This window comes from Marinobacter nauticus ATCC 49840 (assembly GCF_000284615.1).
In the GTDB taxonomy this organism is placed as follows: domain Bacteria; phylum Pseudomonadota; class Gammaproteobacteria; order Pseudomonadales; family Oleiphilaceae; genus Marinobacter; species Marinobacter nauticus.
In genome coordinates this window covers 3,578,897-3,592,719 of the sequence record NC_017067.1, presented here as the reverse complement: position 1 = coordinate 3,592,719, position 13,823 = coordinate 3,578,897, and the positions used below count along the sequence as shown (strand labels likewise).

The window sequence follows — 13,823 nt, the reverse complement described above, 5'->3', positions numbered from 1 at the left end:
GTAACTTGTGTAATTATTGGTCAAATGCCGTTAATCCAGTTCCGTACCCAGGGCAGGGCCTCGGCCTCCGGCTCCAGAGTTTCCAACGCATCAATCCGCAGAGTGTCACCGACCTTGCGGGCGCCGGTTTCATAAAGCGCCTCTTCCATCAGATCTCCGGCACCGCAAAAGGTATCGCCGTAGGAGCTGTCGCCCAGCACGATCACGCCAAAGGGGCGGCCGGGTTGTTGGGGAAGTTGTTCGCGCAAATCCAGATAAAACGGTAACAGGTTGGCAGGGACTTCTCCCTGGCCGGTCGTGGAGGTGCATACCAGCAAGGCATCGTGGTTGTCGCTGATATCGGCCAGAGTTGGATTCTCCAGAACCGTGACGGTATGCCCTTCGGGTTCCAGTTCCTGCTTGATACGGCGCGCTGTCAGCAGGGCGCCCCCGTAAACGCTGCCGGTTAGAATGCGGATTGCTGCCATGACCACTGCCTGTGTTGGTGGGGTGGGAATATTCGGGAGCAGATAGTAATGGCGTGGCGGGTTCGGCTCAAGCCGGCGTCTGAGGGCTGGACCCGGTGTCCTGGCTCCTTACCCGGGGTGAAATTCGATTCCGACCGCTCTCCTTGGCGTTGTAGAGCTGCACATCTGCTTGCTTGAGTAATTCGTTGATCGATCCGGATTTGGAAATCGAGCATACCCCGGCACTGATGGTGACCGGCAGGGTCTGTTCCCGGTGGTGAAAACGGGTGGCCGCCACTTCGGCGCGCAGGCGCTCAGCCAGTGTGAGGGCCTGCAGCAAGGTGGTGTCGGGCAGTAGCAGCAGAAACTCTTCGCCGCCCCAGCGGGCAGCCACATCCGACTGGCGGACCATTTGCCGGACCAGATCGGCGAACTGGCGCAAGACCTCGTCGCCGGCATCATGGCCGAAATCATCGTTAATGCGTTTGAACAGATCCAGATCGATCAGTACAACGGAAAAATGGTGGCCGGAGCGCTCGAATCGCGAGAATTCGGTGTTTAGCCGGCCCTGCATGTCCCGCCGGTTGGCCAGCCCGGTCAGTTCGTCGGTGCGGGCAGCGTGTTCGTGGGCCTGAGCCAGTGCCACCAGTTTGTTGCGGGCCCGTAAACGTCCGGCCTCCAGCACGAAACAGAAGATCGACTCAAAGGTAAGTGTGGCGAAGAAACGGATCTTGAAGTCAGTGCTGTATTCGGCACTGACGCCGGGCATATCGGGAAACTGAAAAACCAGGACGGCCAGCAGGTAGCAGAACAGCAGGATGGCGGTGCCACCCTTGAGGCTGGTCAGGTAGAACAGCAACGGTGGGAACACATAGAACCAGAGTGGGCCCGTGTTGCCCTCGCCGCCGGAGGCAATCAGGTAGGTAAACAGCAGGCCGACAATGACCAGCAGGCCCCTTTTCTGTACCGTTCGATCCCGGCGCCAGGCGTACCAGCCTATATTGGCGACAATTGGAACAACAAATGCCCAGAGCACCCATGCGTGCAGATGATGCTCGGCATACCACGCCTTGGCCCCGATCCCGGCCAGGAACAGGACCGCCATGGCTGACAGACCATTGAGCAGCCGGGAGATCTGAAGCTCTTCATGCTCGCTGGACTGGATTTGGCTGGTATTCGTCATTAACTGTTGTTCTTTTTGACATATTTTCCGGGATTATGCGTCAAAAACCATCTGAATTGCAGCATTAACTATCAGGATTGTGAAGGGGGCCATCAACCGGGATTTGTTTCAATTTGATGGCAAAAAATTTATAGTTTGCCCCCGGCGAATACTGCCGAAACCCCTTCTGTCCACAAGACAAGAGAATCAATTGGTATGGCCCGTTCCAGCAGCTTTCTGGATAACCTTCTCACCAGCCCCTCCACGGAACGGTACAGGGTCGGACTTAGCGTACTTTTCCTTCTTTGTGTCTGGCTTGTGGTTGGCTCCTTCAGCCAGGGCCTGCCTAACGCCATGTTATTGATGGCCGCCGCCGTTATCGGGGGCTACATGGCGATCAATATCGGGGCCAACGATGTGGCCAACAATGTCGGTCCGGCGGTGGGCTCCGGCGCCTTGTCACTGGGGGCAGCCGTTCTTCTTGCCGCGGTATTCGAGGCGGCCGGCGCGCTGATCGCCGGTGGCGATGTCGTGTCGACCATCAAGGGTGGAATAATTGATCCGACTAGCCTGGAAGATCCGCGCGCCTTTGTCTGGTTAATGACGGCGGCCCTGCTGGCTGGCGCCCTGTGGCTGAACCTGGCCACCTGGATGGGTGCGCCGGTTTCAACCACCCACTCAATCGTTGGCGGTGTCCTGGGGGCCGGTATTGCGGCCGGGGGCTGGGCCATTGCCGATTGGGCGGTGATGGGCAAAATTGCTGCAAGCTGGGTGATCTCGCCGGTGCTGGGCGGTGCCCTGGCGGCGTTGTTCCTGTTCGCAATCAAGAAAACCGTACTTTACCGCCAGAATCTGGTGTCTTCTGCGCGTACCTTTGTGCCCTGGCTGGTGGCGATTATGGCCTGGGCCTTTGCCACCTATCTGATGATCAAGGGCGTCAAGAAGATCGTCAAAGTGGATATGGTGGAAGCCTCGGTGATCGGCCTGATTGTGGCGGGGGTAGTGTTTTTCGTGATGCGGACCCTGGTGGGCCGCAAAGCCTCGACCATGGAAAACAGTGCGCAGGGGGTGAATACCCTGTTCACCTGGCCATTGATCTTCGCCGCGGCCCTGCTGAGCTTTGCCCACGGCGCCAACGACGTGGCCAATGCCATTGGCCCTTTGGCGGCCATCAATGATGCCATTCAGGCCGGTGGTGGTGTGGTTACCTCAGCGAAGATCCCGCTTTGGGTGATGCTGGTCGGTGCCCTGGGGCTGGCGGTCGGGCTGATGCTGTTCGGCCCGCGCCTGATTAAAACCGTGGGTTCCGAGATTACTGAGCTTGATAAGACCCGGGCTTTCTGTATTGCACTGTCTGCGGCACTGACGGTGATTCTGGCTTCCCAGCTTGGCCTGCCGGTCAGTTCCACCCACATTGCCATTGGCGGCGTTTTCGGTGTCGGCTTCCTGCGTGAGTACCTGAAATCCAACTACGCGACCCAGTTGCACAAAATCATCGAACAGCATGACCCGACCGATCAGGAGCGCCTCAAGCCGTTCCTGGATGATTTTCGTAATGCCTCTGTGGAGGAAATGGAGAAGCTGCTGAAGCAGGCGAAGAAGAAAAAGCAGCAGGTGCCTTTGTCCAAGTCGGAGCGCAAGCGCCTGAAGAAGATATACCGTGAGGAGATGGTCAAGCGCTCCCATCTGGTGAAGATTGCCGCGGCCTGGATCATTACCGTGCCGGCGTCAGCGATTATGGCGGCGTTCCTGTTCTTTACCCTGCGTGGCCTGATGGTCTGACCGTTGTGCGGGGCTGGTGATGGCCCCGCGCTTTGTCCATACTATAGGTAATGCATCCGGCAGGCGTGGCCTGTCGCTATCCATATTCGGGGAGTACAACATGAGTTCATCTGTCGAGAGCCGTCAGGCGCGGATGATTGAAGAGTTGCGGGTGTTCATCAAGAAAGTGATGAGCGATCCGACGATTGCCGTGAAATCCATGGAGATTGCCCGCAAGTACAAGGGCGAGGCCAATGCCGATGAGCTGATGGCTCGTGAGATCAGTGCCAATACCACGATCAGGATTCCGGAGAACTGGAGTGAGGCCGACAAGATGTTTCTGGAAATCCTGCACGAGGTGCTGGATGACGAAGAGGCGCTTTACTGATTCTGGCTTTGGAGTAGGTTGGGGCTCCCACAAGCCCCGCCCCACGCCGCGGAGCTGTATTTCGGAAGCACTAGGCCTGCCTGGCCTCTTTCTGGTTCTGCTTCAAAACCGCCGCAGCCATCTGGTGCAGGATGCCGATTTCATCGGCAATCCCATCCTCCTTCGACAGTTCCCTCTGCTCCCTGAGAATGTCTTCCAGAATATCCGGCGTTGTTAACGGGTTGGCCAGAACCACCCGGAACACAATGCACGGGAAGTGATAGTAACGGGCTGGCTCCAGTCGGGTTCGGGAGACGAATGCTTTGCCGCGTTCCCGTTGGGTTTTCTGGATGAACTTGGTGATGCGGTTCAGGCAGGTGTTCATCTTTTCTGCCTGCAGCTCATCGGCCATGGCCAGTGCCTGGCGTACATCTTCCGGGCAATAGCGGTAGGTCAGGATGTTCAGTTCCGGGCGGGTGACCAGTTCAAAATCCGGTTGTTCATCGATCATGTTGGCAAAGGTTTTGGCTTTGTCGATGCCCTGATCGATGAGAATTTCGTAGCCTTCTCTTGCGAGGATTTTCAGGCCTGAGTGGATCAGCATGGCCATGCCCGGGCGGGAGCCTTCGAGGGTGGTGCTGCCGAGGTCCCGGGAACCCTTCCGGATGATGTACTGGGCGTGGTGTTCTACCGCGCTGGCGAGGCCGGGGTCTTTGAAGACCACCAGGCCGGCGCCCATGGGTACGTAAAGCTGTTTGTGGGCGTCGAAGGTGACCGAGTCGGCTTTCTCAATGCCGCGCAGCAGGTGTTTGTGGGTGCGGGAGAACAGGGTTGGCCCGCCCCAGGCGGCGTCGACGTGGAAGTGGGCGCCGAATTCCCGGGCGATATCGGCCATGGCATCCAGCGGGTCGACGTTGCCGGTTTCGGTGGTGCCGGCCACGCCGCAGATGGCCATGATCTTGATCTTCTGCTTCTGCAGCTCCAGACATTTGTCGCGCAGGGCATCGGTCTGGATGCGGTTGAATTCGTCGGTTTCCACCGGCACCAAGGCATCCCGGCCAAGGCCGAGGACATCGGCGGCTTTGCGCAGGGAATAGTGGCCTCGTTTGGAGACGACGATGGCGGCGCCTTCATGGCCGTAGTATTTCAGGGCGCGGAACAGGCCTTCTTCGTGCAGACCGCGGAAGCTTCCTTCAGCGGGGAAGGCACGGTTGCGAGCCACCCACAGGGCGGTGAGGTTGGCGACCGTGCCGCCGGAACACATGGCGCCCAGGGCGTGCCGGGGATCGTGCATCCATTTACGATAGAAAGAACCGTCTTCCTGGTACACCAGCCGGTGTATCTGGCCCAGTACCTGGCGTTCCATGGGCGTGAACGCCTTGGAGGTTTCGGTTTTCACCAGGTTCTGGTTCAGGGCGATCATGATCTTCGACAGCGGCAGCATGAAGTAGGGCAGTGCCGAGGTCATGTGGCCGATGAACGCGGGTGACGCGGTATGAACGGAGTTGGCCACCAGTTTGTCGAGCAGGAACTGGGTCTGCTCGGAGACAAAAACAGGTTTCTCCGGGATGACGTAGTCGGAGAAGTCTTTCTCGACTTCGGACAGGTCCCGTTCGATGGCGACGATGTGCTCCTGGAGGAATCCGGCCAGGTTACGGGAGATGTCCTGGTCGATCCGGCTCAGGGTCGACTCCGGCGCTTCGGGCACCGTGAACACGCGATACATTGCCTCTAATGAGGCCTGGGCGGATTTTTTCTTTCCGGTCATAGCACCACACACATTCAGTGGTATCCGATGGGTTGGTTCCGGAAACCCGTCGGATGGAGCCGGGCGTGGCCCGGTTGCGAAAAATGTCTGCCAGCCGCCAAGCGGGGCATTGGTTCCCTGAGGCTGCGTAGTATAAGACCTGTCAGGCAATGACGCCATGCCTGGCGGGCCACTGGTCCGGGTTAGAGGATTTCCCGGTGTACATCCAGGATGGCGGCGTCGATGCGGTCCTGGATGTCTTTTTCCACCTGGTCAAGGCGCTGGGTGATCTGCTGGGCGCTGGCGCCCAGGGCGGCGATGGTCCAGGTGGCACAGTCGAGGGCTTCCTGGTCGGCGGTTTCGGCGACGGCGAGGTCGGGTTCTCTGCCCCAGATGGCCTTCATGGCGGTGAAGGCTTTGCGTTTGGCTTTCAGGTCTTCGCAGCCGTAGAGCTGGAAGTGCAGGGTGAGGACGCCTACGTGAGGGGTAATATCCTGGTGCTGTTGTGGCGTTTTGCCTTCTTTCAGCAGTTTTCTAAGGGCGTCCGACATCGTGGCCTTAACCTTGGAGTTGGAACATGCGGGTGATGCCTTTCCAAAACACGCTGTGAATACTTCCCTGGCAGATTTTTGCTCCTGCAAAATCTGCACTTCCACCGTCCATGGCGGTCGTGCTCTGTTCCGCCATCCATGGCTCCACAAGGTTTTGGAAAGGCATTCCCCGCATGTTCATGAACCTTATAGGGGGAGTCCGGTTTGCATAACCGTTTTGCCTCCGTGAATGTCTTCAGCCTACTACAGGCGTCCCCCGTTTGATAATCGCCGCCGGGTTGGTGCCGGAGGGCAGGTTGCCGTAGTTCATGCCGCCGCCGCTTTGCAGGCGGGAGGCGCAGAATGCGTCGGCGACGTCTTTGTCGCCAAAGCGCAGCAACAGGGAGCCCTGCATGGCCAGGGCCATGCGATCGACCAGGTTGCGGGCCCGGTACTGGAAATCGCTGATGTCGGCGAAGTCGTGTTGCAGTTGTGCCAGATACTGGTCGAAGCGGCGGTCGGTGCCCCGGGCTTCGGCCGCTTCTTTGAAGAAGGCGTCGAGGGTTTCTGGTTCTTTCTGCAGGGCGCGCAGGGTATCCAGGCACTGGACATTACCGCTGCCTTCCCAGATGGCGTTGACCGGCGATTCACGGAACAGGCGGGGCATGATGCAGTCTTCCATCACGCCGCTGCCGCCGATGCATTCCATGGCTTCGTAGGCGTGATTGGGGGTGCGTTTGCAGATCCAGTATTTGCCGACGGGGGTGGCCAGGCGGGCCAGCAGGCGTTCGTGTTCGTTGTTCTGGTTGTCCATGGCCCGTGCTACGCGCATGGTGTAGGCGAGGGCGGCTTCGTTTTCGATAATCAGATCGGCCAGGACATTCTGCATCAGCGGCTGGTCGCTGAGGGTGGCGCCGAAGGCGCTGCGGTTGTGGCAGTGGTGCGTCGCCTGGGCCACGGCCTGGCGCATGCCGGCGGCGCTGCCAATCATGCAGTCGAAGCGGGTCATGGCGACCATTTCGATGATGGTTCTGACGCCGCGGCCTTCCTCGCCCACCATCCATGCCAGTGCACCGCGGATTTCCACTTCGCTGGAGGCGTTGGCAACGTTACCCATTTTGTTCTTGAGTTGCTGCACCTGCCAGGGGTTCTTGCTGCCATCCGGGCGCCATCTGGGCATCAGGAAGCAGGACAGGCCATTGGTGGTCTGGGCCAGTACCAGGAAGGCGTCGCACATGGGGGCGGAAACGAACCATTTGTGGCCGACCAGTTCGTAGGCCTGGCCGGGACCTTCCCGTCCTGTCGGGTAGGCCACGGTGGTGTTGGCGCGCACGTCGCTGCCACCCTGTTTTTCGGTCATGGCCATGCCGATGGTGACGGAGGTTTTGTCGCCGTCCGGCACGTTACGGCTGTCGTATTCGTTGGCCAGGATTTTCGGGGCCCAGAGTTTGGCCAGGTCTGGCTGGTTCTGGATGGATGGGATCGCCGCGAAGGTCATGGTGACCGGGCAACAGTGAGCGGCTTCCACCTGGGAGTGCAGGTAATACTTGGCGGCCCGGGCCACGTGGGCGCCTTTGCCCGGGTTGGTCCAGGGGGAGCTGTGCAGGCCGTTTTCCAGGGCCACGCGCATGAGTTCGTGGTAGGCCGGGTGGAAGGTGACTTCGTCTATCCGGTGGCCGTAGCGGTCGTGGGTACGGAAGCTGGGTTTGTTGGCGTTCGCCAGGTTGCCCAGCTCGATGGTGTCGGCCTTGCCGGCCCAGGCGCCGAAGCGGCTGAGGTCTTCGCTGGCGTGGCCGGCGCCTTCTCGCAATACGGCTTCCCGGAGCGCGCTGTCCTGTTCGTAGAGGTTATAGTTTTCCAGCGGTCGGGGCTGGTTGATGACCTCGTGAGTGGCTGACAGATAGTGGCTGTCGGCGTTGGACTCGGTCTTGCGCTGCGGGCTGTTCATGGTTAGCTCCTGGTGCCGGTTAACCCCCGTAGGCAGAAGCAAACGATGGTGTCGACCAGCTCATCTTCGTTGTTGTCGTGTCCCGGTGGTGTTTCTGTCTGGGTCGGTGACAGCGGCCCCACCAGGGATTCCGAGATGGCGCCAACCAGGCAGGTGCTGGTGAGGCGGGCATCCTGATCCGGTATGCAGCCCTCGGTTATGCCGCTCCGGATCGCTTGTTCAAACAGGTTGGCGTAGGCTTTGCGGTATACCAGTCGCTCTTCTTCGACTTTCGGGTCTACCGGCTCGGCAATCAGTGCCCAGGCTTTCATCGGGCCTTTCAGGGCCCGACGGGCGAACTGACGCAGAGCGTTGTCCAGGCGTTCAACCGCACTACCGCCTACCGCGAGTGCTTCGGCGACCTTGTCGACTTCACGTTGGGTGGCCAGGCGAAAGATTTCCGCAAACAGGTCCTCCCGTGACTCGAAGTGGCGGTAGATAGTGCCCGTGGCAACGCCGGCCAGCCCCGCGATGCGGGTAATGCGTGCGCTGCGGAAGCCGCCTTCGGATACGCACTCCCAGGTGCATTCAATGATCTTTTTCCGCGCTTCGGCTTTGCGCTGGCGCATTTTTTCAGTTTCGCGGTAGGCCATGCCGGCTCCTTGCAAGCATTGAATCAATATTCATTCTTTGTGTCAATTCTGTGTGCGGTTAAAGGGCTGTTATCTGATCTTTTAAAACAATGGGTTATCTCCAATTACAAAAAATTACAAAAAAGTGGTTGTCAGGAAATAGCGTCGGTCGTGAAAGCAGATTATAAAGACGCCAAGACGGGCCGTCAGATGGCCGGCAGTCGAGACGGGGTGCGTCTTCCAGAGCATCTGGCCACCCGTAAAGCTGTTTTCGTTGATGGAGATAAGCCATGAGTGAATTCGACGAAAGCAATCTGGAGCAGTCCAGCAACTGGACCAGCGACAGCGACGATAACCATTCCATTGCCGGCCGTGCGCGGGTTCGGGCCCAGTTGCAGGCAGATATTGAGGCCTTCCTGCAAGGCGGCGGAAAGATACAGGAGGTGGACACCACCTTCCGTTCTGATACCCCGCGCAAGGTGGAGATCGGGTTCAACAACCGTTCCCTCTGATGGCGTTTCCTCGCCGGGCAGCGGCTTCCGTTGCCCCGGCAACTCTGTTTTTCTGTCATCTCTTTGTCATCTGTCAACGGCACACTCGGCTCAGGCCTGCAACGGGCGGCTTCTGGGGTGTATGATGTCATCACTTTCCAAGGCCATCCATGTTCAGGAGGTTATCCGTGTCGAAGCCGCGTCTTGCGCACTCCAGTCGAGCCTATCCGTTCACCCGTTTGCGTCGCAATCGTGCCAGTGATTTTTCCCGTCGTCTGGTTCGGGAGAACCAGTTGTCACCCGATAACCTGATTTTCCCGGTGTTTGTGCTTGAAGGCGAGAATCAGCGTGAATCCGTACCCTCCATGCCGGGTGTCGAGCGCCTGAGCGTCGATCTGCTGTTGGAGCAGGCGGCGGAACTGGTAGAGCTGGGTATTCCCGCCTTGGCGCTGTTCCCGGTGGTACCAGCGGAGAAAAAGAATCTGTCCGGCTCCGGCGCGTGGGATTCTGATGGCCTGGCCCAGCGGGCGGTTCGTGCCCTGAAAAAGGCGCATCCGGAGCTGGGGGTGATTACCGATGTGGCGCTGGATCCGTTCACCACCCATGGGCAGGACGGCATTATCGACAACGATGGCTATGTGCTGAACGATGTCACGGTTGAAGCGCTGGTCAATCAGGCACTGTCCCACGCGGATGCCGGTGCCGATGTGGTGGCACCCTCTGACATGATGGATGGTCGGGTGGCGGCTATTCGAGAAGCCCTGGAAGGGGCAGGCTATGTGAATACCCGGATTCTGGCCTACTCTGCCAAGTATGCGTCCAGTTATTACGGTCCGTTCCGGGATGCGGTCGGCTCGGCTGCCAACCTTGGCAAGGGTAACAAAGCCACCTATCAGATGGATCCGGCCAACAGTGATGAGGCCATTCATGAGGTGGCCATGGATCTGGCTGAAGGCGCCGATATGGTGATGATCAAGCCGGGCATGCCCTATCTGGATATTGTGCGCCGGGTGAAAACCGAACTGCAGGTGCCAACGTTTGTGTACCAGGTCAGTGGCGAATACGCCATGCACATGGCCGCAGCTCAAAACGGCTGGCTGGATGGCGATGCGGTGATGATGGAGAGCCTGATGGCCATGCGCCGGGCCGGTGCCGATGGCATTCTGACCTATTTCGCCGTGCGCGCCGCCAGGCTGATGCGGGAACGACAGCGATCATAAGCGGGCAGCGGCTGGTGGCCGAAGCCCGCCTCAACGATGGATATAAAGAGCAATGACAAGCGAAACCGTGACAGAGACAGGCAGTGAACAGAGCGTCCCGGCGCCGGTGGATCTTCCTCCCGTTGGTGAGGAAGTGAATCTGGATGCCAGCGAGAACTACTTCAACCGCGAACTGAGCCAGCTGCAGTTCAATTACCGGGTGTTGAAGCAGGCGCTGGATACCACGCATCCTCTGATCAATCGTCTGATCTTCTGCTGCATTTTCAGCAGCAACATGGATGAGTTCTTTGAAATCCGGGTGGCGGGCCTGCGCCAGCAGATGAAGTATGGCCGCGAAACGGTGGGTGTCGACGGCATGTTGCCGGAACAGGTGCTGGCGGAGATCAGCCGCGTTGCCCACGACTATATCCACGAACAGTACGATATTCTCAATAATGTCCTGATTCCGGAGCTGGAGCAGGAGAACATCCACTTTGTCCGGCGCCGCGAGTGGACACCGGCCCAGGCCGAGTGGGTGCGCAATTACTTTGACGAGGAAATTCTGCCGGTGGTCAGCCCGATCGGGCTGGACCCATCACACCCGTTCCCCCGCCTGGTGAACAAGAGCCTGAACTTCATCGTTGAGCTGGACGGCAAGGATGCCTTTGGTCGTGAGACCGGGATGGCGATTGTGCCCGCGCCTCGCTCCCTGCCGCGCCTGGTGCGCTTGCCGGATGAGGTGTGCGAGGGTGGTGACAACCTGGTGTTCCTGTCGTCCATGATTCACGCCCATGCTGATGAGCTGTTCCCGGGGATGGAAGTGAAGGGCTGCTATCAGTTCCGGCTGACCCGGAACGCGGACCTTGAGCTTGAAGACGATCTGGAAGACCTGGCCTCGGCCCTGCGCGGCGAGCTGCTGAGCCGTCGGTTTGGCGATGGCGTTCGCCTTGAGGTGGCGGATAACTGCCCGGAAGAGCTGGTGCAGTTCCTGCTCCGGGAATTCGGCCTGACCGAGCGGGATCTCTACCAGGTCCACGGCCCGGTAAACCTGACCCGCCTGATGGCGGTGGGTGGCCTGGTGGACCGCCCAGACCTGACCTATTCCAGCTTCTCGCCGTCGATTCCGCGCCAGATTCGCAGCAAGGAATCCATGTTCGATGCCATTCGCAAACGGCCCCTGCTGCTGTTACATCCCTATGAAAACTTCAGCCCGGTGGTGGATCTGCTGCGCCAGGCAGCCAAAGATCCACAGGTGCTGGCCATTCGCCAGACGCTCTATCGTACCGGTGCCGATTCGGAAATTGTCGAGGCCCTGGCCGATGCCGCGCGTCGAGGCAAGGAAGTGACGGCGGTTATCGAATTGAGAGCCCGTTTCAGCGAGGCCGAGAACTTGGAGCTGGCCAGTCGGCTGCAGGAAGCTGGCGTGATCGTGGTTTACGGTGTGGTCGGGTACAAAACCCACGCCAAGATGATCCTGATTGTCCGTCGGGAAGAAGGCCGCCTGCGGCGCTACGTGCATTTGGGCACCGGTAACTACCACGCCGGGAACGCACGCCTGTACACCGACTACAGTTTCATGACCTGTGACGAGTCCATCGGCGACGACGTCAACAAGCTGTTCCAGCAGTTGACCGGCATGGGCAAGGCCCTGAAGATCAAGAAGCTGTTTCACGCGCCATTTACACTGCACAACCGTTTGATCAGTCTGATTGAACGGGAGGCCAGCTACGGTGAGCAGGGGCGGATTATCTTCAAGTTCAATGCCCTGACCGAGCCGCAGATGATCAAGGCCTTGTATCGGGCCTCCCAGGCCGGGGTCAAGATTGATCTGGTCATCCGTGGCATCTGCTGCCTGCGTCCGGAAGTGCCGGGACTGTCGGACAATATCCGGGTGCGCTCGGTGATCGGCCGCTTCCTGGAGCACACGCGGGTGTACTATTTCGGTAATAGTGGCCGGCCCGAGGTGTATTGTTCCAGTGCTGATGGCATGGAGCGCAATCTTCTGCACCGGGTCGAAACCGCGTTCCCGGTTGAGGAGCCCGCGCTGATTGCACGCCTGCGGGAAGATCTGGATACCTATCTGGCGGACAATTGCCAGGCCTGGGTGTTGCAGCCCGATGGCAGTTACATTCAGAATCAGCCCGGGGAAGGCGAAGAGCGACTGGCATCACAGCTGGTCCTGCTGGAGCGTCTGACCGGCAAACCCAACTGAGGCCGGTGGGCCGGCACCGAAATAATCACAGGACGGATACCTTGAAACTGAAAAAATGGACGCTGGCCGGTCTGGCCGTACTGCTGGTGGCTGGCGGTGCTCCCTGGGGTGTGGGCTATGTCACCGAGCAGCACTGGCGTGAAGCAACACTGGAAGTAAACCGGGCCCAGCCCTTTCTGAATCTTGAGACCGAACAGTATCGTCGTGGTGTGCTTGGTTCCGAGGTATCCGCTACCGTGACCCTGAGAGATCCTGAGACCGGTGATTCTCACACCATAGCCATCGAAATCCAGGTGTCCCATGGCGTCACCGGCAGCCTGATGGATTTTCGCCCGCGCCAGGGGTGGCAGCCAGAGGGTGCTGACTGGTTTCCGGACGATGAGCCCAGTCTGACGCTGGAAACCCGGCTCTGGGGCAGCGCCACGCTTGAGCTGACAGCACCGGTGATGGACATTGATAACCCGGAGCGGGAAACCTCCTTCAAGAGCAGTGGCGGTCTGGTGCGGATTGATGTTGGGCGTCTTGGTGAAGCGGCAGACTTGCTGGTGGTCTGGCCGGCTATCCGCCTCAGCGATCCGGAAATGGATGTGACGATCGATAACGTCCATATGGAACAGAGCATGGAATGGCTGGTGGGGGATATCTGGACCGGCGCTGGCGTGATGACCGTGGATAACCTGACCTTGCAGGGGGCTCAGGTTCCCGCAATGACCTTGGCCGGGATGTCGCTTGAAAGCGCCAGTGATGCCCGCCAGAACGGCGAGCGCCTGGACTCGCAGGTTACCCTGTCGCTGGAATCGGCCGCTCTGGCGGATCAGGCCTTTGGGCCGCATCGGCTGGAGGTGGCGCTGGAGAACCTGGATGTGGCCAGCTGGAATGACTTCAGTGGCGCCATGGCGGATATGCAGGCACTGGCTTTGACCGCCGGAGACGACCCGAGGGCCGCGTTTGAACAACAGATGGCGGTGATGCAGCGTTTTAACGAAGCGCTCCGCAGTCTTGCTGCCGAAGGATTTTCCATGGGGATCCGGGAGCTCAGTCTGGCAACGCCTGAAGGGGAAGTTACCGGCTCACTGGACATCAGCCACCCGGAGCTCTCCGATCAGCAGCGTGACAACATGTTGATGGTCATGCAGGCGCTGACCGGGAGTGTGAATTTCAGCATGCCGGTTGCCCTTGCGGAAGACTATCCCGCCGTGCGTATGCAGGTGGCGCCATTGATCAAACAGGGCCTGCTGGTTCAGAACGGTGAGCGCCTGGTCATGGATGGCCGGATGGAGGATCTGGTACTCACCGTAAACGACGTGGAAATCCCCCTGCCTCCGCTGCTCTGAATCTCAACGACCCGC

14 protein-coding genes are annotated in these 13,823 nt (G+C 59.4%); 7 read left to right on the top strand and 7 right to left on the bottom strand.

Annotation, left to right across the window (positions count from 1 at the left end; all coding sequences use genetic code 11):
• Positions 1 to 20: 20 nt before the first annotated feature.
• Together MARHY_RS16630 and MARHY_RS16625 are read right to left on the bottom strand one after the other, a co-directional pair.
• Positions 21 to 467: a flavodoxin gene (locus tag MARHY_RS16630; protein WP_011786997.1), complete on the bottom strand. Its 447-nt coding sequence runs from the start codon at positions 465 to 467 to the stop codon at positions 21 to 23.
• A gap of 67 nt (positions 468 to 534) precedes the next feature.
• The gene (locus MARHY_RS16625) at positions 535 to 1,629 is read right to left on the bottom strand and encodes a GGDEF domain-containing protein (RefSeq protein ID WP_011786996.1); all 1,095 of its coding nucleotides are present in this window, start codon (positions 1,627 to 1,629) and stop codon (positions 535 to 537) included.
• Positions 1,630 to 1,824: 195 nt separating this feature from the next.
• Here MARHY_RS16625 and MARHY_RS16620 point away from each other — a divergent pair, with 195 nt between their 5' ends.
• Both MARHY_RS16620 and MARHY_RS16615 read left to right on the top strand, forming a co-directional pair.
• Positions 1,825 to 3,390: an inorganic phosphate transporter gene (locus tag MARHY_RS16620; protein WP_011786995.1), complete on the top strand. Its 1,566-nt coding sequence runs from the start codon at positions 1,825 to 1,827 to the stop codon at positions 3,388 to 3,390.
• 100 nt (positions 3,391 to 3,490) lie between these two features.
• On the top strand, positions 3,491 to 3,757 hold the full coding sequence (locus MARHY_RS16615) for a hypothetical protein (RefSeq protein WP_014422855.1): 267 nt from the start codon (positions 3,491 to 3,493) through the stop codon (positions 3,755 to 3,757).
• 70 nt (positions 3,758 to 3,827) lie between these two features.
• Here MARHY_RS16615 and panP read toward each other — a convergent pair whose 3' ends face one another.
• The 5 genes from panP to MARHY_RS16595 all read right to left on the bottom strand — a co-directional run bounded on the left by panP (position 3,828) and on the right by MARHY_RS16595 (position 8,593).
• On the bottom strand, positions 3,828 to 5,504 hold the full coding sequence (panP, locus tag MARHY_RS16610; protein WP_014422854.1) for a pyridoxal-dependent aspartate 1-decarboxylase PanP: 1,677 nt from the start codon (positions 5,502 to 5,504) through the stop codon (positions 3,828 to 3,830).
• 182 nt (positions 5,505 to 5,686) lie between these two features.
• On the bottom strand, positions 5,687 to 6,034 hold the full coding sequence (locus MARHY_RS16605; RefSeq protein WP_014422853.1) for a DUF503 domain-containing protein: 348 nt from the start codon (positions 6,032 to 6,034) through the stop codon (positions 5,687 to 5,689).
• Between the two features lie 7 nt (positions 6,035 to 6,041).
• Complete coding sequence (locus MARHY_RS19020; protein ID WP_268743542.1) at positions 6,042 to 6,170, bottom strand: hypothetical protein; 129 nt, start codon at positions 6,168 to 6,170, stop codon at positions 6,042 to 6,044.
• 99 nt (positions 6,171 to 6,269) lie between these two features.
• Positions 6,270 to 7,961, bottom strand: coding sequence for an isovaleryl-CoA dehydrogenase (locus MARHY_RS16600; protein WP_041655143.1), 1,692 nt, complete (start codon positions 7,959 to 7,961; stop codon positions 6,270 to 6,272).
• 2 nt (positions 7,962 to 7,963) lie between these two features.
• Positions 7,964 to 8,593, bottom strand: coding sequence for a TetR/AcrR family transcriptional regulator (locus MARHY_RS16595; RefSeq protein ID WP_023009492.1), 630 nt, complete (start codon positions 8,591 to 8,593; stop codon positions 7,964 to 7,966).
• A 9-nt stretch (positions 8,594 to 8,602) separates the two neighbouring features.
• Here MARHY_RS16595 and MARHY_RS16590 point away from each other — a divergent pair, with 9 nt between their 5' ends.
• The 5 genes from MARHY_RS16590 to MARHY_RS16570 all read left to right on the top strand — a co-directional run bounded on the left by MARHY_RS16590 (position 8,603) and on the right by MARHY_RS16570 (position 13,808).
• On the top strand, positions 8,603 to 8,866 hold the full coding sequence (locus MARHY_RS16590) for a hypothetical protein (protein ID WP_036149906.1): 264 nt from the start codon (positions 8,603 to 8,605) through the stop codon (positions 8,864 to 8,866).
• Positions 8,863 to 9,084 carry a hypothetical protein gene (locus MARHY_RS16585; protein ID WP_011786988.1) on the top strand — a complete coding sequence of 74 codons (222 nt, stop codon included), beginning with the start codon at positions 8,863 to 8,865 and terminating at the stop codon, positions 9,082 to 9,084. Before MARHY_RS16590 ends, MARHY_RS16585 begins: the two co-directional genes overlap by 4 nt.
• Before the next feature lie 167 nt (positions 9,085 to 9,251).
• Positions 9,252 to 10,283: a porphobilinogen synthase gene (gene hemB, locus MARHY_RS16580; protein WP_041655140.1), complete on the top strand. Its 1,032-nt coding sequence runs from the start codon at positions 9,252 to 9,254 to the stop codon at positions 10,281 to 10,283.
• Between the two features lie 52 nt (positions 10,284 to 10,335).
• Positions 10,336 to 12,474, top strand: a complete 2,139-nt coding sequence (gene ppk1, locus MARHY_RS16575) for a polyphosphate kinase 1 (protein WP_014422847.1) — start codon at positions 10,336 to 10,338, stop codon at positions 12,472 to 12,474.
• Positions 12,475 to 12,515: 41 nt separating this feature from the next.
• Positions 12,516 to 13,808: a DUF945 family protein gene (locus MARHY_RS16570; protein WP_014422846.1), complete on the top strand. Its 1,293-nt coding sequence runs from the start codon at positions 12,516 to 12,518 to the stop codon at positions 13,806 to 13,808.
• Positions 13,809 to 13,823: the final 15 nt, after the last annotated feature.

Bases quoted from the DNA above. Each gene is read 5' to 3' on its own strand.
- MARHY_RS16630 (WP_011786997.1), bottom strand. From the start codon at position 467: ATGGCAGCAATCCGCATTCTAACCGGCAGCGTTTACGGGGGCGCCCTG.
- MARHY_RS16625 (WP_011786996.1), bottom strand. From the start codon at position 1,629: ATGACGAATACCAGCCAAATCCAGTCCAGCGAGCATGAAGAGCTTCAG.
- MARHY_RS16620 (WP_011786995.1), top strand. From the start codon at position 1,825: ATGGCCCGTTCCAGCAGCTTTCTGGATAACCTTCTCACCAGCCCCTCC.
- MARHY_RS16615 (WP_014422855.1), top strand. From the start codon at position 3,491: ATGAGTTCATCTGTCGAGAGCCGTCAGGCGCGGATGATTGAAGAGTTG.
- panP (WP_014422854.1), bottom strand. From the start codon at position 5,504: ATGACCGGAAAGAAAAAATCCGCCCAGGCCTCATTAGAGGCAATGTAT.
- MARHY_RS16605 (WP_014422853.1), bottom strand. From the start codon at position 6,034: ATGTCGGACGCCCTTAGAAAACTGCTGAAAGAAGGCAAAACGCCACAA.
- MARHY_RS19020 (WP_268743542.1), bottom strand. From the start codon at position 6,170: ATGGCGGAACAGAGCACGACCGCCATGGACGGTGGAAGTGCAGATTTT.
- MARHY_RS16600 (WP_041655143.1), bottom strand. From the start codon at position 7,961: ATGAACAGCCCGCAGCGCAAGACCGAGTCCAACGCCGACAGCCACTAT.
- MARHY_RS16595 (WP_023009492.1), bottom strand. From the start codon at position 8,593: ATGGCCTACCGCGAAACTGAAAAAATGCGCCAGCGCAAAGCCGAAGCG.
- MARHY_RS16585 (WP_011786988.1), top strand. From the start codon at position 8,863: ATGAGTGAATTCGACGAAAGCAATCTGGAGCAGTCCAGCAACTGGACC.
- ppk1 (WP_014422847.1), top strand. From the start codon at position 10,336: ATGACAAGCGAAACCGTGACAGAGACAGGCAGTGAACAGAGCGTCCCG.